Annotated in this window: 16 protein-coding genes, 1 pseudogene and 1 other annotated feature; of the genes and pseudogenes, 11 read left to right on the forward strand and 6 right to left on the reverse strand. The window is 45.7% G+C overall.

The window, feature by feature from the left end; all coding sequences use genetic code 11:
* Window positions 1–7 precede the first annotated feature (7 nt).
* Entirely contained in the window at window positions 8–913 is a 906-nt protein-coding gene (gene cidR, locus MOC09_RS17390; RefSeq protein ID WP_268362037.1) for a cidABC operon transcriptional activator CidR, read from the reverse strand.
* A 105-nt stretch (window positions 914–1,018) separates the two neighbouring features.
* On the opposite strand from cidR, the gene MOC09_RS17395 reads away from it, so the two are divergent.
* The 4 genes from MOC09_RS17395 (at window position 1,019) to MOC09_RS17410 (ending at window position 3,605) form a co-directional block, all read left to right on the forward strand.
* On the forward strand, window positions 1,019–1,405 hold the full coding sequence (locus MOC09_RS17395) for a CidA/LrgA family holin-like protein (RefSeq protein ID WP_003222205.1): 387 nt from the start codon (window positions 1,019–1,021) through the stop codon (window positions 1,403–1,405).
* Window positions 1,387–2,064: a CidB/LrgB family autolysis modulator gene (locus MOC09_RS17400; protein ID WP_268362034.1), complete on the forward strand. Its 678-nt coding sequence runs from the start codon at window positions 1,387–1,389 to the stop codon at window positions 2,062–2,064. The genes MOC09_RS17395 and MOC09_RS17400 overlap by 19 nt, the downstream gene beginning before the upstream one ends.
* Before the next feature lie 104 nt (window positions 2,065–2,168).
* Window positions 2,169–3,371 carry an MFS transporter gene (locus MOC09_RS17405; protein WP_268371304.1) on the forward strand — a complete coding sequence of 401 codons (1,203 nt, stop codon included), beginning with the start codon at window positions 2,169–2,171 and terminating at the stop codon, window positions 3,369–3,371.
* A 36-nt stretch (window positions 3,372–3,407) separates the two neighbouring features.
* Window positions 3,408–3,605: a YwbE family protein gene (locus tag MOC09_RS17410; protein WP_003222222.1), complete on the forward strand. Its 198-nt coding sequence runs from the start codon at window positions 3,408–3,410 to the stop codon at window positions 3,603–3,605.
* A 34-nt stretch (window positions 3,606–3,639) separates the two neighbouring features.
* On the opposite strand, the gene MOC09_RS17415 is transcribed toward MOC09_RS17410, so the two are convergent.
* Complete coding sequence (locus MOC09_RS17415; RefSeq protein WP_268371306.1) at window positions 3,640–4,827, reverse strand: class I SAM-dependent rRNA methyltransferase; 1,188 nt, start codon at window positions 4,825–4,827, stop codon at window positions 3,640–3,642.
* Between the two features lie 121 nt (window positions 4,828–4,948).
* Between MOC09_RS17415 and glxA the strand changes: the two genes are divergently transcribed.
* Entirely contained in the window at window positions 4,949–5,329 is a 381-nt protein-coding gene (glxA, locus tag MOC09_RS17420; RefSeq protein WP_268371308.1) for a glyoxalase GlxA, read from the forward strand.
* 51 nt (window positions 5,330–5,380) lie between these two features.
* Here glxA and celB read toward each other — a convergent pair whose 3' ends face one another.
* Window positions 5,381–6,715, reverse strand: a complete 1,335-nt coding sequence (gene celB / locus MOC09_RS17425; protein ID WP_268360449.1) for a PTS cellobiose transporter subunit IIC — start codon at window positions 6,713–6,715, stop codon at window positions 5,381–5,383.
* Window positions 6,716–6,938: 223 nt separating this feature from the next.
* On the opposite strand from celB, the gene MOC09_RS17430 reads away from it, so the two are divergent.
* The 3 genes from MOC09_RS17430 to sacY all read left to right on the forward strand — a co-directional run bounded on the left by MOC09_RS17430 (window position 6,939) and on the right by sacY (window position 11,599).
* On the forward strand, window positions 6,939–8,876 hold the full coding sequence (locus tag MOC09_RS17430; protein WP_268371310.1) for a S8 family serine peptidase: 1,938 nt from the start codon (window positions 6,939–6,941) through the stop codon (window positions 8,874–8,876).
* Window positions 8,877–9,323: 447 nt separating this feature from the next.
* A complete protein-coding gene (gene sacX / locus MOC09_RS17435; protein ID WP_268360447.1) occupies window positions 9,324–10,703 on the forward strand; it encodes a SacY negative regulator SacX in 1,380 nt (459 codons plus the stop codon).
* A gap of 53 nt (window positions 10,704–10,756) precedes the next feature.
* A complete protein-coding gene (gene sacY, locus MOC09_RS17440) occupies window positions 10,757–11,599 on the forward strand; it encodes a transcription antiterminator SacY (RefSeq protein WP_268360446.1) in 843 nt (280 codons plus the stop codon).
* Window positions 11,600–11,650: 51 nt separating this feature from the next.
* Here the strand turns inward: sacY and MOC09_RS17445 are convergent, their stop codons facing one another.
* Window positions 11,651–12,511 carry a glycosyltransferase family 8 protein gene (locus MOC09_RS17445; protein ID WP_268360445.1) on the reverse strand — a complete coding sequence of 287 codons (861 nt, stop codon included), beginning with the start codon at window positions 12,509–12,511 and terminating at the stop codon, window positions 11,651–11,653.
* A 109-nt stretch (window positions 12,512–12,620) separates the two neighbouring features.
* Window positions 12,621–13,334 (reverse strand): TIGR02206 family membrane protein, encoded by a 714-nt coding sequence (locus MOC09_RS17450; RefSeq protein WP_268371311.1) that lies wholly within the window; start codon window positions 13,332–13,334, stop codon window positions 12,621–12,623.
* A 148-nt stretch (window positions 13,335–13,482) separates the two neighbouring features.
* Between MOC09_RS17450 and ywaE the strand changes: the two genes are divergently transcribed.
* The 3 genes and pseudogenes from ywaE (at window position 13,483) to ywaD (ending at window position 16,997) form a co-directional block, all read left to right on the forward strand.
* On the forward strand, window positions 13,483–13,998 hold the full coding sequence (gene ywaE, locus MOC09_RS17455; protein WP_268371313.1) for a tyrZ transcriptional regulator YwaE: 516 nt from the start codon (window positions 13,483–13,485) through the stop codon (window positions 13,996–13,998).
* Window positions 13,993–14,204 (forward strand) — a binding site (T-box leader). (Overlaps the previous gene by 6 nt.)
* Before the next feature lie 45 nt (window positions 14,205–14,249).
* Window positions 14,250–15,478 (forward strand): annotated as a pseudogene (gene tyrS / locus MOC09_RS17460) (tyrosine--tRNA ligase).
* A gap of 151 nt (window positions 15,479–15,629) precedes the next feature.
* Window positions 15,630–16,997, forward strand: a complete 1,368-nt coding sequence (gene ywaD, locus MOC09_RS17465; RefSeq protein WP_268371316.1) for an aminopeptidase YwaD — start codon at window positions 15,630–15,632, stop codon at window positions 16,995–16,997.
* Between the two features lie 28 nt (window positions 16,998–17,025).
* Here the strand turns inward: ywaD and ywaC are convergent, their stop codons facing one another.
* Window positions 17,026–17,658, reverse strand: a complete 633-nt coding sequence (gene ywaC / locus MOC09_RS17470) for a GTP pyrophosphokinase YwaC (protein ID WP_003222250.1) — start codon at window positions 17,656–17,658, stop codon at window positions 17,026–17,028.
* Window positions 17,659–17,804: the final 146 nt, after the last annotated feature.

Genomic DNA, 17,804 nt, shown 5'->3' on the forward strand with positions numbered 1-17,804 from the left:
GTTTGCATCATCCTTTACTATCTTTTTTTGGGTCCCATAAATACGATTTCGTATGTTCAAGCCAAGCTCTGGCCGCAAAGGACAAGTAGCGGTCTTTTCTCCAAATAATAGCGAGATGCCAAGGGATGACCGGATCGACAAGCGGAATGACCTTCACTTTTTCCGGGTCAAGGCCGCGGCAGATTCGTTCCGGCAAAAGCCCGATTCCAAGGTTGGCTGACACCATCTCACTAATAAAATCCCATTGTGAGGTTTCATAAATGACGTGAGGCCGGAATCCAGCTTTGATACATTCCGTCATAATTCGATTGTGCAGGACAAAATCCTCCCTGAAGAAAATAAAAGGCTCGTCCTTCAACTCACGCAGCCTGCACTCCTTTTCATCTGCCAGCGGGTGGGAAGGATGAACGACAAGCATTAAGGTCTCTTTTACAATTGTAAACGAATGAAATATATCTTCGTTTGCAGGAAGAACCACAACGCCGATATCAAGAGAGCCATCCCCGACACCTTCTTGGACTTTGATAGAACCGTCTTCAACTAGCTGAAAGGTAACATTCGGATAGTTTTCACGGAAATCGCCGAGCACTCTTGGAAAAAACCCTGATCCGATCATCGGCGGCAGCCCGATCCGCACGTGCCCTTTCTTGACCTCCATAATATCATTTAATTCTGACGTCAGGTTTTGAAATGATTTAATGATTTCCTGGGCCTGCACATACATGCTCTGGCCGGCATCAGTCAGTTCCACCTGCCTGCCGTTTCGGTAAAACAGTTCGATCCCGAGCTCCTCTTCTAAATTTTTAATCATTTTTGATATTGTCGGCTGAGAAACATAAAGAGATTGGGAAGCCTTCGTAAAGCTTTTTAAACGGGCGACTTCCAAGAAATATGTTAAATGGCGGATATCCATGTGCTTCACCCTTTCTATAGACAAAAGGAATACTTATTATTCTTAATATATATTTTACCTATATCGAGACCTTATGTACAATAGGAATATAAGGGAGGCATCAATATGAAAAAACTGTTGCTAACCGTTATTCAAATCGCTCTGTTATTTATATTTGCTCGGCTGATTAATTGGGTGACAGCCCTTCTTCATATAAATATTCCCGGCAGTATAATTGGGATTGTGATTCTTTTCACATTATTACACTTTAAGATCATCAAGCTTGAATGGATAGAGCTTGGCGCAGCGTGGCTTCTCGGGGAGCTGCTTTTATTTTTTATCCCGTCTGCCGTCGGAGTGATTGAATACGGAGACATTATGTCGAAATTTGGTGTCAGCATTCTGCTTGTTGTCATCATCAGCACGTTTGTCGTGATGGTGTCTACAGGAACGCTTACACAAATCATTGCAAAAAGAAAGGAGAAAAAGCATACGTGTTCATCGGAATTGTAAGTTTGTTTTTAACGGTTTTGGTGTATTTAGGAGCAAAAAAGGTATATCAACGCTTTCCGCGTGTCTATACGTCGCCGCTATTGGTGACGCCCGCTGTGCTAGTCGGCCTGCTGCTGCTGGTGAATGTCCCGTACGAGTCCTATAATCTCGGCGGCGCCTTGCTGACCGATATGCTTCAGCCGGCCACCGTGGCATTCGCGATCCCGCTTTATAAATATTTCCCTGTTTTAAAGAAATACGCAGTCGAAATTATTTTGAACGTGGCCGTCGGTTCATGCATCGCGATTATTTCAACCGCTCTTATTGCGAAATGGCTTCACCTCGGCACCGGCTTAATTGACAGCCTCGTCCCGAGATCAGTGACAACGCCGATCGCGATGAACGTATCTGAAATGATCGGCGGAATGCCTGCCGTCACAGCTGTGTTTGTGATTTTGACCGCTTTGTTCGGCACAGTGATCGGCCCGATGGTCATCCGCTATTTCCGCATTGATAACGAAATCGCGCGGGGCGTGCTGCTCGGCACAAGCGCACACGGAGCGGGAACGTCAAAAGCATTTGAGCTCAGCTCTGTGTCCGGCACGATTTCCAGCGTGTCGATGATCTTAGCTGCGATTATGACGCTTTGCGCGGCGCCGTTTTTACTTTCATTTATGTAAAAAAACTGTCCTCTCAAGGGCAGTTTTTTTATGTGCTTCCCCTTATTGAAAAGCTGGCAAATTCCAATATAATGTAATTTGTGGATACCAAAGGAGGCACCCCCATGCACAACTTGCAGGTGAGACGGCACTACGCCGCGTTAAAAGGATTTTATTTGTTCGCTTTTCTTGGCACGGGCAGCATTATTCCCTTACTCAGTATGTATTTAACGAAAGAACAGCATTTAAGCGGATCACAGGTCGGCTTGATCATGTCACTCGGACCGATTGTGATGATTTTCTTTCAGCCTTTTTGGGGAATGCTGAGCGACTATACGCAAAAAACGAAAAGCCTGCTGGCGGTTTGCACATCAATCACAGGTATCATTGGATTAGGCTATATTGCATTTGACGGCTTCCCGCTGTTTATTTTGATTGCAGCCTGTTTTGCAGCCTTTCAAAGCACGATTATTCCATTATCGGACAGCATTTCATTAAGGTACACACAAGCAACAAACGGCAACTACGGCGGAATCAGCCTTTTTGGTTCTCTCGGCTTTGGCATTGCGGTATTCGTCATGGGACAGGTGACGAATCAGCTGTACCCCATTCACGTGATCTTTATCTTTGGCTGTGGCTTTCTGTGCATTGCCGCCATATTGGCCTCTCAAATGCCGGGCCAGCAGAAAACCAAAACAAAGGTCAATATCCGCAAAGGATTCCGGGAGCTGATCAGCAACAAAACCTTCCTCATCTTTATGATCATCACTTTTACGACATTTGCTCCAAACTTAGCGAACAATACGTATTTCAGTCTTTTTCTGGACAAAAGCGGCGCGTCTCTTTCCGCTATCGGCATTTTATTTTTCATCGGCGTGATTTCAGAAATACCATTTATGCGATTTACCCAAACATTTATAGATAAAATGGGACTGCTCAACGTCATTATGCTGTCAGGCGGAGTCTCATTATTCAGATGGGCGCTCTATTTCACAGCGCCTTCATTATGGATCATCTATGCGACGGTTTTTCTTCAGGGAGTGGCCATCGGTTTATTTATCCCAGCGGCGCTCCAATACGTAAAAAGGATTACCCCGAGCCACGTTGAAGCGACGGCGCTGACCATGTACGCCGCCATCGGCAATGGATTCGGCAACTGGTTCTGTACATTCGCAGGCGGGTACATTTTTGATTACGTGTCGATCTTCGCGGTCTACTTGCTTTTTGGCATGTTGAGCATAGCAGGCTTTGGACTGACATTATATTTAATGAAGGCTGAAAAAAACAAAAATTCACTTCATCAGCCGGCTGTTACTTTTAAACCGTAATGTCTATAATGAACAAAAGGAAAGGGGATGTACGCTATGAACGGGCAAGAGCGAAGCAGCATATCGAAAGGATTACAGGTTGATATTGTGTTGAAAGCAGATCAAAAAACAGGAAAACTGACGAGAGGGACAGTGAAGGATATCTTGACGAAATCAAGCTTTCATCCGCACGGCATTAAAGTACGGCTTGAAGATGGCCGCATCGGCCGCGTCCAGAAAATCATTTCTACATAGAAAAAGCTGCTCCTGAACAGGGCAGCTTTTTGCTTTATTTTTTCTGCAGAAAGACCACTTTTAGGTAGTTGCCTTCCGGAAATGCCGAAATCGTTTTGAAATCCTCCGGCAGCGTAAATTCCTCAATAATTGCGTAGCGTTCATTTGTTTCTTTGAAGGCAGCATCGATAAAGCCTTTGAATTTCTTCATGCCGAAGGCGCTGCTGTTTGTGGAAGCAACGATGATGCCCTTGTCAGCAGTGATGGCGATCGTTTCCTTCAGCAGGTTTTTATAATCCTTGGCCGCGCTGAAGGTGCGTTTTTTTGTACGCGCAAAGGAAGGCGGGTCAAGGATAATCAGATCAAATCGCAGATCCTTTCTCGCCGCGTACGAAAAATAGTTAAACACGTCCATCACTTTAATGTCGTGCGCTTCGTAATCCAGCTTGTTCACGCTGAATTGCTCGATCGTTTTCGCCAGGCTCCGGTTTGCCACATCCACGCTTGTTGTTTTCTCCGCTCCGCCAAGCGCCGCTGCCACAGAGAATGCACCCGTATAAGAAAATGTGTTTAGAACCGTTTTCCCTTTGGCATACCGGTCTCTAATCGCCTTGCGTACATGTCGTTGATCCAAAAAAATGCCCGTCATGGAGCCTTCATTCAGATCCACCGCGTATTGAATGCCATTTTCCTGAATGATGATCGGGAACTCGCCTCTTTTCCCTTTCACGAAGTCATCATCTTCAACGTATTGGCCGGCCGTGTCGAAGCGTTTTTTCTCGTAAATCGCTTTATAATCAAGATCCAGCTCATCCAATGCGGACATCAGCATGTCTTTAAAGGCGTAAATGCCTTTGCTGTACCATTGAACCAGCAGGTAGCCGTCATAATAGTCGATCGTGACGCCGCCGATGCCATCGCCCTCACCATTGAACAGGCGGAATGCCGTTGTATCTTGGGCAGCGAATAGTTTGGTGCGCGCTTGGAGTGCTTTTGTTAATTTACTATGAAAAAATGCCTGGTCAATCTGTTCATGTTTATTGCGGGTAAGCGCCCAGCCGACCCCTTTGTTTTGCAGGCCATAGTAGCCCCGTGCGAGAAACTCGCCATTCTCAGACACAATATCAAGGAGGTCTCCTTCTTTCACGTGCCCCGCACTCCCTGCGAGAGCTTCCTTATCGATGAGCGGATAGCCTTTTTTAATTTTTGCAGCGTGTGCTTTCTTTAGGGTGAGTAGCTTCATATTTGTTCGTCCTCTTTCTGTTTGCTTTCTCTTATCGTACCACAAAACGCCAAGATGTCTGCATTGACAGAAAGGAAAGGTTTTTCTACGATAGACAAAAAGAGTTACGAGGAGGAGCAGCATGGCAAAACGAATTGACCATACAGGCATTATGGTAAGAGATATCAACGCGTCCATCACATTTTATGAAGAGGTTCTCGGCATGAAATTGAAGGATCGCATCACACACACGAACGGTGTGATCGAGCTTGCTTTTCTCGGCTTTGAAGATGGCCCAGAAACGGAAATCGAACTGATTCAAGGTTACAGCAGCGAGCTTCCTGTCGAAGGAAAAGTGCACCACATTGCCCTGCTGACGGATGACATTGCGGCTGAGTATACAAAAGCAGAAAAAATGAACGCGAAATTCATCGACGAAGAGATCACAACACTTCCTAACGGGTACCGTTACTTTTATATTGAAGGTCCTGACGGCGAGTGGATTGAGTTCTTTCAACGGTAGAAAAAAAGCAGCATAACGCTGCTTTTTTCCATTATTTAAACGCTTATAAAATCACGACACATTTTTACCCCCGGATTCCACCGCACTCTCTTCCTTCCATTTCTGATGATCCCATATTCTGAAAAACGGATAGTAGATGGCGCAGGTGATCAGCAGATTCACCAGCTGCATAACGGCGCCCGACACCTTTCCGCCTGTCGCCAGGTAACCTGATATGAGCGGCGGCATCGTCCACGGCACGGCGATTCCGGCCGGCCTTGCCACGAGTCCAGTGCTCATGCCGATATAAGTTGTTGTTATTGTGAGGAGCGGCGCGATGATGAATGGAACAATGAGGAGCGGGTTCATGACAATCGGCATGCCGAAAATGATCGGCTCGTTGATATTAAATAGCGCAGGGCCAATCCCTAATCGGCCAAGCTGCTTCATTTGTTTGCTCCGGGAACGCACCAGCATCGTCAGGACAAGCGCCAGCGTCGCTCCGCTTCCGCCGACATTGATCCAAATTTGAAAAAACTGGGTTGTAAAAATACTTGGCAGCGCCTCTCCCGCTTGGAACGCGAGACGGTTGGCATCCATTGCGCCATACCAAATCGGCGCCATAATTCCGCCAATGATGGAAGCCCCGTGAATCCCGCACGACCAAAGCAGCATCTGCACAAATTCAGCAATCAGGCTTCCGCCGAGACTGCCGCCAAGGATAGAAAGCGGTGTGCCGAGCAAATCTCCCACGACGTTATGCAGGCTCTGAAAAGGCGTCATTTCAATCAGAAGGCGCGCCAGCCACACGAGAAACACAATGATAAAGCCGGGAATCAGCGCGACAAACGATTTGCTTACCGCCGGCGGCACGCCGTCTGGCATTTTGAAGACGATATTTTTTTGAATAATGTACCGATAAATTTCAGTTGAAAACAAGGCGATCAGCATGGCGACAAATAAGCCCTTGCTGCCGAGCAGCGTGATCGGGATTCCGCCCCCTACCATGATGGGTTCCGTTGAGCCACCCGGTGTAAACGGCACCTCAAACGGTGTTGCCAGCAGAAATGCAGCAATTGAAATCGCTCCGGCAGAAAGGGCATCGACACCATAGCTTTCTGCCAGCCTATAGGCGATCCCAAAAGCCGCAATCATCGCCATAATATCAAACGAAGCGTTAACAGGATATCCGAGCTTATCGGCCCACTCGTTCCCAAACACACTCGCCATGAAATCAGCATACCCCGGAATCGGCAGGCTCGTTAAAATTAAAAAGACAGACCCGATAATAATCAGCGGCATGGTCAGGATAATTCCGTCACGCAAAGCGCTGAGATGCCGCTGCCCGGCAATTTTCCCAGCGACAGGCATTATTTTTTCCTCCATCACCCGAGTGAATGCGCTCATTTGAAAAGCCCCCTTTTCTCATTGCTTTATGAACAACCTTCGCAATGTTTTCTTTATCTTATTTTGAAAACGCTTACAAATTCATCTGGAAAATTTCCTCTTCCTCCGGAAAAAATCTGCATGGCGCTAAGCAACGCTGTCCATAAAAAAATCTCTTCCTTACTATCAAACTCTCTTTTTCCTCCGATATATATATCAAACATCATAGAAAAGGAGATCAGTCATGAAAAACATGTCTTGCAAACTTGTAGTATCAGTCACTTTGTTTTTCAGTTTCCTCGCCATAGGCCCTCTCGCTCATGCGCAAAACAGCAGCGAGAAAGAAGTCATTGTGGTTTATAAAAACAAAGCCGGCAAGGAAAGCATCCTGGACAGCGATGCTGAGGTAGAACAGCAGTATAAGCACCTTCCAGCAGTAGCGGTCACAGCTGATCAGAATACAGTCAAAGAATTACAAGAGGATCCTGATATTTTGTATGTCGAAAACAATGTCTCATTCACCGCAGCAGGCAGCACGGATTTCAAAGTGCTGTCAGACGGCTCTGAAACCTCTGACAACTTCGAGCAATGGAACCTTGAACCCATTCAGGTCAAACAGGCTTGGAAGGCGGGACTGACGGGCAAAAATGTCAAAATTGCCGTCATTGACAGCGGAATCTCCCCCCACGAAGACCTGTCGATTGCCGGCGGGTATTCAGCCGTCAGTTATACCTCTTCTTACAAAGATGATAACGGGCACGGAACACATGTCGCAGGGATTATTGGAGCCAAGCATAACGGCTACGGAATTGACGGCATCGCACCGGAAGCACAAATTTACGCGGTTAAAGCGCTTAATCAGAACGGCTCGGGGGATCTTCAAGGTCTTCTCCAAGGGATCGACTGGTCGATCGCAAACGGGATGGACATCGTCAATATGAGCCTTGGCACGACATCAGACAGCCAAATCCTTCATGACGCTGTGGACAGAGCTTATGAAAAAGGCGTTCTGCTCGTCGCCGCAAGCGGAAACGACGGGAACGGCCACCCAGTCAACTATCCGGCGGCGTACAGCAGTGTCGTTGCGGTTTCAGCGACAAACGAAAACAATCAGCTTGCCTCCTTCTCATCAACAGGAGATGAGGTTGAATTTTCAGCGCCGGGAACAAACATCACGAGCACTTACTTACACCAATATTATGCGACAGGGAGCGGAACATCCCAAGCGGCACCGCACGCGGCCGCCATGTTTGCTTTGTTAAAACAGCGTGATCCCGCTGAGACAAACGTGCAGCTTCGCGCAGATATGCAGAAACATATCGTTGATCTTGGAACCGCGGGCCGCGATCAGCAATTTGGCTACGGCTTCATCCAGTATAAAGCTCAGGCAACAGATTCAGCGTACACAGCGGCAGAGCAAGCGGTGAAAAAAGCGGAACAAACAAAAACACAAACCGATATCGACAAAGCGGGAAAACTCGTCAGCGAGCTGCCGGATTCTGACGCCAAAACAGCCCTGCAAAAAAGGCTGGATAAAGTACAAGCATACCGATATGTAAAAGATGCGAAAGACAAAGTCACAAAGGCAGAAAAATATAAAACCCAGCAAACCGTCGATACAGCACAAGCTGCCATTCACAAGCTGCCGAACGGAACAGACAAAAAGAACCTGCAAAAACGCCTAGACCAAGTAAAACGCTACATCGCGTTAAAGCAGGCGAAAGAGAAAGTGGCGAAAGCGGAAAAAAGCAAAAAGAAATCAGATGTAGACAGCGCACAATCGGCAGTCAGCAAGCTGCCGTCAGGTTCAGAAAAAACATCTCTTCAGAAGCGCATTACCAAAGTGAAAAGCACCAATTTGAAAATGGCGCAGCAATCAGTCGCCGCAGCAGAAAAGAAATCAACTCAGGCAAATGCGGCAAAAGCACAATCAGCTGTCAATCAGCTTCAAGCAGGCAAGGACAAAACGTCATTGCAAAAACGGTTAGACAAAGTGAAGAAAAAAGTGGCGGCAGCCGAAGCCAAAAAAATCGAAACTGCCAAAAACAAAGTGAAAAAGGCTGAAAAGGACAAAACAAAAAAATCAAAGGCATCCGCTCATTCTGCAGTGAATCAATTGCAAGCATCCACTGAAAAAACAAAACTGCAAAAACGGCTGAATGCCGTTAAACCGAAAAAGTAACCAAAACGCCTGTAAGACCTGTATTCTGGGTCTTACAGGCGTTTTTACATTCCCAACCATCACATACAACCTTTTTCCCATTCATCGCACAGGCTTTTCATACTATTGCTATCCAGCTATGAACAGCATAAAATGAACGTTATTACAGTTATCACCACATATGGCGGGATTGTGACTGGTCAGGCAGGCAAGACCTAATGATGCAAAGGGAGTATTAGTGCCTTAAAATTGAGGGCATTTTAACTCTTCTTTTCGTGTTGGGCTCATAACGGCGCCATGGACAATCCCTATTCTCATGCTCCGTCACCGACGCGGGCATTTTTTGTTGTCCTAGCACGTTTTGTCATTTTCAGCCGGTAATTCTCACTTTTTTCATTTTGATTGTCAACTTTTCATTTGATACGATGAACAAGCCGACTTTTCTTCAGCAAAGGAGGTTTTGATTGTTTGCAAAAAGAGATTGCAAAAGAATTATTGCTCCTCGCAGGAGGAAAAAGCAATATTATCAGCATCAGCCATTGTACAACCCGTCTTCGTTTTGAGGTAAAAGACGAGACGAAAATCGATATACATGCTATTGAAAACCTGCAAGGTGTGCAGGGCACCTTTTTCCGATATGGGCTATTCCAGATCATCTTCGGAGCAGGCGTCGTCAACAAAATATATAAAGAAGTCGTTCACGTGTGGGAGGCCGCACCTTCTGAAGAGCCTGTTCAACAGAAAAAGGCGAGCAAAAAGCTGAACCCTGTCGCAGCATTTGCAAAAACACTGTCCGATATTTTTGTGCCGATTATCCCGGCAATCACAGCAAGCGGCCTTCTCATGGGGCTGATCGGCATGATTAAGGTGTTTCACTGGTTCGCAGCCGACAGCCCATTGATCAAGATGCTCGACCTCGTGTCCAGCACAGCCTTTATTTTGCTGCCGATATTAGTCGGCTTCAGTGCCGCACGGCAATTTGGCAGCAATCCATATTTAGGGGCAGTAATAGCAGGGCTTTTGACGCATCCTGATCTGCTGGATCCGTCTATGCTCGGCAGCAAAACCCCCGCTTCACTAGACATCTGGGGGCTGCATATTCCAATGATGGGCTATCAAGGCTCCATTATCCCGATTCTTCTCTCCGTTTATGTCATGAGCAAAATCGAGAAGCTGTTAAAATCGATTGTGCCGAAGTCGCTTGATGCCGTCATCATTCCTTTTATTACAGTCATGGTGACAGGGTGCCTCGCGCTGATTGTGATGAATCCCGCCGCATCCATCATCGGCCAGATCATGACACAATCGATTGTCTATATCTATGATCACGCCGGCATTGCTGCCGGAGCCCTGTTCGGCGGCATCTACTCCACCATCGTTTTGTCCGGGTTGCATCATAGCTTTTATGCGATTGAAGCAACGCTGCTTTCCGATCCGCATGTCGGGGTGAACTTTTTAGTGCCGATATGGTCGATGGCAAATGTGGCCCAAGGCGGAGCGGGACTTGCGGTTTTCTTCAAAACGAAACAATCAAGACTGAAGAAAATTGCGCTCCCCGCTTCCCTTACCGCGTTTTTAGGCATTGTGGAGCCGATTGTATTCGGGGTCAATGTCAAACTGATCCGGCCCTTTATCGGGGCTGCCATCGGCGGGGCTATTGGAGGCGCATATGTGGTTGCGATGCATGTTGTGTCGAATTCCTACGGGCTGACAGGCATTCCGATGATTTCAATCGTGCTGCCGTTCGGCGCTGCTAATTTCGTTCATTATATGATCGGTTTTTTGATCGCGGCCGTCTCTGCTTTTATAGCTACATTGTTTCTCGGGTTTAAAGAAGAGACAGAATAACTGGATTTATTCGTTTTCATTCATAAAACGGGGGATGAAAGGACAAAAGAGCTATGAAAATTAAAAGAATCTTAAATCATAATGCTATCGTCGTAAAGGATCAAAATGAAGAGAAGATTCTCTTAGGTGCAGGAATTGCGTTCGACAAAAAGAAGAATGATATTGTCGATCCGTCAAAAATAGAAAAAACCTTTGTCAGAAAAGATACACCTGATTATAAGCAGTTCGAAGAGATTTTAGAAACATTGCCGGAAGACCATATTCAGATTTCCGAGCAAATTATCTCCCATGCCGAACAAGAGCTGAACATTAAAATCAACGAGCGTATTCATGTCGCTTTTTCAGACCATCTCTCCTTTGCAATCGAACGCCTCAGCAATGGAATGGTCATCAAAAACCCGCTGCTGAATGAGATCAAAGTCCTTTATCCGAAGGAATTCCAGATCGGCTTATGGGCCAGAGCGTTGATTCAAGATAAACTGGGGATTCACATTCCTGATGATGAAATCGGCAATATCGCCATGCATATCCACACGGCTAGAAACAATGCCGGTGACATGACGCAGACACTTGATATTACAACGATGATCCGTGATATTATCGAGATTATTGAAACTCAGCTGTCAATCAATATTGTGGAAGATACCATCTCTTATGAACGGCTTGTGACGCATCTCCGCTTTGCCATTCAACACATCAAAGCGGGCGAATCCATTTACGAGCTGGATGCAGAAATGATCGACATTATTAAAGAGAAGTTTAAGGATGCCTTCCTGTGTGCCCTAAGCATCGGCACATTTGTGAAGAAGGAATACGGGTTTGAGTTTCCTGAAAAAGAATTGTGCTATATCGCCATGCATATTCAGCGGTTTTATCAACGGTCAGTGGCGCGCTGAGGCAAACAAAAAAACGCTTTTGAGATATCAAAAGCGTTTTTTATATTCAATTTATTGGTTGATCGCCGGGTTCCCAATCGTATTCCACTTCGTATAGGACATGTAATGGAAATACTCCTCGCGATACGGATGTTTTGTATTGGAGTTCCAAGGTTTTTCTCCGCCGCAGAAGTGCACGATTGCCGGGTTTTCTCTCGTTTCATTATATTGCTTCCGCCCTAACAGAGTCGGTGGTGTTTTCAATTTTAACATGATATATGTTTGAGCGTTCCAGCGCGGATGAAGTTCATACCACTGATCATACAAGATCGCATTCAGTGCATCTTGGTCATGCAGCACAAGAAAGTCTTCGTCTGGGTGTTCATTGATAAAGTTGATGACTTTTTCTGTGATGTTTTGCTTTCTCCAAGACTCAAAATCAATAATCATGATACCTGAGTTAAAATACTTTCCTGTATCAGTGACATTCATTTCTTTCAGGCGTTCATGCTGCCCCGCATCCTCAACAGCGGCTACGGTGTATGGCGCAATGTCCAAGTCCCATAACTTCGAAATATCCTCCAAGACAAGCGCGTCACAATCGATATAAATCATTCGCTTGATGCTCTCATCCTTAATTAAGTCTGGGATTGAAATGCGGTAATACGCGGCTTTTGTAATATGGCTGCTTTCTACCGCATGCTCATACATATTGGTATCCACTTCTAAAAACTCAATCGGCACGCCGAATTTCAATGTGGTTTCTTCCAGTCTTTTTTTGTTATCAGGTTTAATTCCGCCATCTATGACGTATAATTTTACTTCTCTCTCCTGATCCATATTTGTCAATAAAGAAACGAACATCCCACCTAAATGACGAGCATAATTATCATCTGCGCATGATACGATATGCATGATTTCATCTTTCCTCAATGGTATTCATCTCCCTTTTTGTTGTACAAGTTACATACCCTTTTTCAAAAAAATAAACACGTTCTCCGACAATTTTTTAAACAGAATGTGTCATACAACAAAAAAGATGTCATTTTTTCATCATGCGATAAAGCCAGTAGAGGATGTAGAAGCTGGCAATCGTTATGGCTTCAGCCGAAGCGATATACCACGGCCACGGCCCGAGAACATCCAAGAGAGAAGAGCCTCCCGGTTTTTTCGTCAAGTACATATAATTCGCGCCAAGCCAGCGATCAAGCAGATAAATGCAGACTCCATACACATTGACAATCAGGACGGTCACCCATAAAGAGCGCTGGCTCATTCTATAAGTGCCAACCACCGCCATCAGCAGGCAGGATAAAAACACAGATCCGTGCGAAATAAAAAAGAGGATATATCGAACATGCGGAAATGAAAACATACCGAGGTCAGGTGTCAAAAGAGCCTGAATCGAGCTCCCGATGCCGACAAAATATAAGAAGACAAACAGCTTTCTGTTTTTTGTTACTAGCATAATGGCCGACAAATACACCGACAAGTCACTAAGCTGGAGAGGCAATGAAGTGCGCACAGACCACCTCCCCGTTGCGATCATCCATATTTGATAACCGATTTGCGAACCAACCAGCAGAAACACAAACAAATAGCGCAGAAATAAGCTGAGTTTAGGCCGCCTGACCAGTTCGCGGAACAGAAACAACAAAATGGCCAAAATGGCAATCACCGCTAATGTCACCACATGCTCTGCTGAAAAAAGGTGAAACGGATCTTGTTTATAGACGGATTGAACATATTTTTGCAAGATGGCACCCCCGTTTGCGGGTTTTTCTTTAGTTTGGTGTTTTTTTGTCTTTTTTTATTCACCGATATATAGGCTTGAAGTTCACATCAGACTCTGTTACAATTCGTTTCATAGCTAATGATTCAGAAACTTAAGGCAGGCTTAAACAATGAAACGTTCTCATCCACATCAGCAGCTTCGAAAAGAAGAACACGACACACTTTCTAAGCTTACACAAATGCCCATTGAGTCACTGAACCTGGAAGCCATATCGATTGCGACAAACCTGTATCGGTCTGCACAAAGGCTCCGTGTCAAAATGGAGACTGAGGTTCTTTCTTCCTATAACCTTTCTTGGACCGCTTTCTCCATTCTTTATGATCTATGGGTATGGGGAGCGCTCGAAACGAGAAAAATCGCTGAGCTGTCAGGGATATCTACAGCTACAGCAAGCAACGTGATCAAAACGCTCGAAAAAAAGGAGTTTTGCCGAAAAAGCATCGACACAAGGGATCGGCGACTCGTGTTTGTCTCTATCACCGATTCCGGCAAACAAGCGATCGAAGAACTCTACCCGGAGTTTCACAAAGGGGAAACAGAGCTCATTGCGGGAATGACGAAGGACGAACAGAAAATATTAACAGGGCTGCTTAGAAAGGTTGCTGACAATCTTCATACAACCTAAGCTTTGACGGGAATCCAGTAGCGGTTTGTCTCCCTGTTTCAGAGAGCCGGCGGAAGGTGCGAGCCGGCACACAGCAAACGTGAATTACCTCCCCGAGCTTTCTTTGTGAACCTTAGTAGCAAAGAACGGGAAACCGTTATTCGAATGAGCGGAAGACGATGTCTTCAACCAGGGTGGTACCGCGTGCATTGAGCCACGTCCCTTATCGGGATGGGCTCTTTTTTGTGTTTCAAAAAAAGGAGGAAGAACGAATGATGAAAACATTTGACCAGCTCACAGCTGCACAGCAAAAAGAAGTCGAGAGACAGCTTCAGCTATACATGACAGGCGCCCAAGAAGTCATACCGCCGGAGGAATTAAAGGCAAAGCTCGTGAAATCAATTTCGACAGGCACACCGCTAAAAATTAAGCTCGGATTAGATCCATCTGCACCGGATGTGCATCTGGGCCATACGGTGGTGTTAAACAAGCTGCGCCAATTTCAAGAAAACGGCCACATTGTCCAGCTGTTAATTGGGGATTTCACAGGAAAAATCGGTGATCCGACCGGAAAGTCAGCAGCCAGAAAGCAGCTGTCCGATGAAGAAGTTCAGCACAATGCCAAAACATACTTTGAGCAATTCGGAAAAGTACTGGATCCAGACAAAATCGAGCTTCACTACAACTCGAAATGGCTGAAGACATTGAATCTGGAGGATGTTATTGACTTGGCAGGCAAAATAACCGTAGCCCGCCTCATGGAACGCGACGATTTTGAAGAACGCATCGCCATGCAAAAGCCGATTTCTTTTACCCGCTGATGCAGGGATACGATTCCGTCGTTCTTGAAAGCGATATTGAATTAGGCGGAACAGACCAGCATTTCAATGTGCTGATGGGCCGGCATTTCCAAGAACGATACAACAAAGAAAAACAAGTCGTCATCCTTATGCCGCTCTTGGAGGGCTTAGACGGGGTTGAGAAAATGTCGAAATCGAAACACAACTACATCGGCATTGACGAACATCCAAACGACATGTACGGAAAAACGATGTCACTGCCAGACAGCCTGATGAAAAAATACATCCATTTGGCAACGGACTTAGAGCTAGAAGAGAAAAAACAGCTCGTGAAAGAATTAGAAACCGGCACCGTCCATCCGCGGGATGCCAAAATGCTTTTAGCCAAAACAATCGTCCGAATGTATCACGGAGCGGAAGCCGCTGAGACTGCCGAACAATCGTTTAAAACCGTCTTTCAGGAAAACAGCCTTCCTGATGATATTCCGGCTGTCCAATGGGAAGGCGAGAAAACAATCTCGATTGTCGATCTGCTCGTTACATTGAAGCTCCTCTCTTCGAAGAGCGAGGCACGCCGCATGATTCAAAACGGGGGTATCCGCATCGACGGAGAGAAAATAACAGATGTTCACGCCAATGCAGAAATAAAGGAGAATATGATTATCCAAGTCGGCAAACGCAAGTTTTTAAAGCTCCTATAGCCTAATATCCCAAAACGCTTATGACTCTTCATTCATAAGCGTTTTTTTGCAGGTATAAAGCACTGTCTTTTCAAAAACGCTCTTCATTTTGCAGGAAATTCCTTTAGCATCCCGAAATATTCTCCATCCATACATTAGGGGAGGGTTTTTGATGAAAAAGCTTTTGACTGTAATGACGATGGCCGTTTTAACTGCCGGAACGGTTCTCTTGCCGGCACAGAGTGTCACCCCTGCCGCGCGCGCTGTACAAATATCAGATAGCGAGAGAGAGCTCCCATTCAAAGCCAATCGCGCGTACTCCACCATTTCTCAGCTAAGTGAAGCCATCGGCCCTAGAATAGCCGGAACTGCCGCTGAAAAAAAGAGCGCTCTATTGATCGCCTCATCCTTGAGAAAATTAAACCTTGATGTGAAGGTTCAGCGGTTTGGTATTCCTGACCGGCTTGAGGGAACGCTGTCTTCAGAAGGGCGCGATATTCTTCTTCGGGCGGCATCCGGCTCAGCCCCGACTGAAGAACAAGGGCTGACGGCCCCGCTTTTCAATGCTGGTTTGGGATATCCAAAGGACTTTACCGCTGACGCCAAGGGCAAAATCGCCTTGATATCCAGAGGAGACCTTACATTTTATGAGAAAGCAAAAAATGCCGAGGCCGCCGGTGCGAAGGCTGTCATCATCTATAACAACAAAGAAAGCCTCGTGCCTGTGACGCCAAACCTATCGGGAAATAAAGCCGGCATTCCTGTTGTCGGAATTAAGAAAGAAGACGGTGAAACCCTTACCCAGCAAAAAGAAGCCACCTTAAAACTAAAAGCATTCACAAACCAAACCTCCCAGAACATCATCGGAATCAAAAAACCAAAGAATATCAAACATCCAGACATTGTGTATGTGACAGCCCATTACGATAGTGTTCCTTTTTCGCCCGGAGCAAATGACAATGGCTCAGGAACCTCTGTCATGCTGGAAATGGCGCGCGTCTTAAAAAGCGTTCCATCTGATAAAGAAATCCGCTTTATCGCTTTCGGCGCTGAAGAGCTCGGCCTGCTTGGCTCCTCTCATTATGTAGATCATCTACCGGAAAAAGAGCTGAAACGAAGCGAAGTGAACTTCAATTTAGACATGGTAGGCACAAGCTGGGAGCGTGCGTCTGAGCTGTATGTCAACACATTGGACGGCCAATCGAACGATGTTTGGGAATCCAGCCATACGGCTGCTGAAACAATTGGGTTTGACAGCCTGTCTCTGACACAAGGAGGATCATCAGATCATGTGCCGTTCCACGAAGCCGGCATTGATTCCGCCAACTTTATTTGGGGAGACCCGGAAACCGAAGAAGTTGAGCCGTGGTACCATACCCCTGAAGACTCAATCGAACATATCAGCAAAGACCGCCTCCAGCAGGCCGGCGATCTTGTGACAGCCGCTGTCTATCAAGCTGTGAAAAAAGAAAAGAAACCGAAAGCCCATCAGAAACAAATGAAGGCTAAAGCCTCCGACATTTATGAAGATATCAAATAAAAAAGACGGCACTTGGGTGCCGTCTTTTCTAATCCACTTCTTTCTTAATCCCCAGCATTTTTTCATCTAAATAATGGGCGATCTCCGCGGCTTCCTTCAGCTCATCTGTTAATTGCTTAGGAACGTCATTGTTCAATTTATAGTAAATTTTATGTTCAAGGCTCGCCCAGAAATCCATCGCAATCGTCCGGATCTGAATTTCTGCTTTGACGTATTCCACACGGTTCGTTAAATTCACAGGCATCTCGATGATTAAGTGCAGGCTGCGGTAGCCGTTCGGTTTTGGCGTCTGGATATAATCCTTCACCTTTACAATTCTCAAATCCTCATGCTGCTTCAACACATTCACGACATTATAAATGTCAGAAATAAAGGAACAAATGATGCGCACGCCGGCAATATCGTTGATGTGCTCCTTCATTTCCTTCGTCGTAATCTCGCAGCCCTTTCTCATTAATTTATTCACGATGCTTTCAAAGCTTTTGACACGGGATTTCGTATGTTCAATCGGATTGTGTCCGTGAATGAGGTTATATTCCTGGCTGATAATTGAGAACTTTGTATCCAGCGCATCAAGCGCAAATTTATAAACTAATAATTCATTTTTCCAATCTTCCATTACTGTTTTTAAATCGTCCATATGTGTTACAGATAAATCCATTTTTTTCATCTCCTTTAACGGATCTTTATCCGCTGTCCATGTACTAGACGTACCTGTCTGCTGCAAGGTTCTATGAATTATTTTACAAAATGCTGTCGATTGTAACAAAAAAAGACCGCACGAAACTGATATTATCCCCTCTAAGT

Source organism: Bacillus sp. N12A5 (genome assembly GCF_026790125.1).
GTDB lineage: Bacteria > Bacillota > Bacilli > Bacillales > Bacillaceae > Bacillus.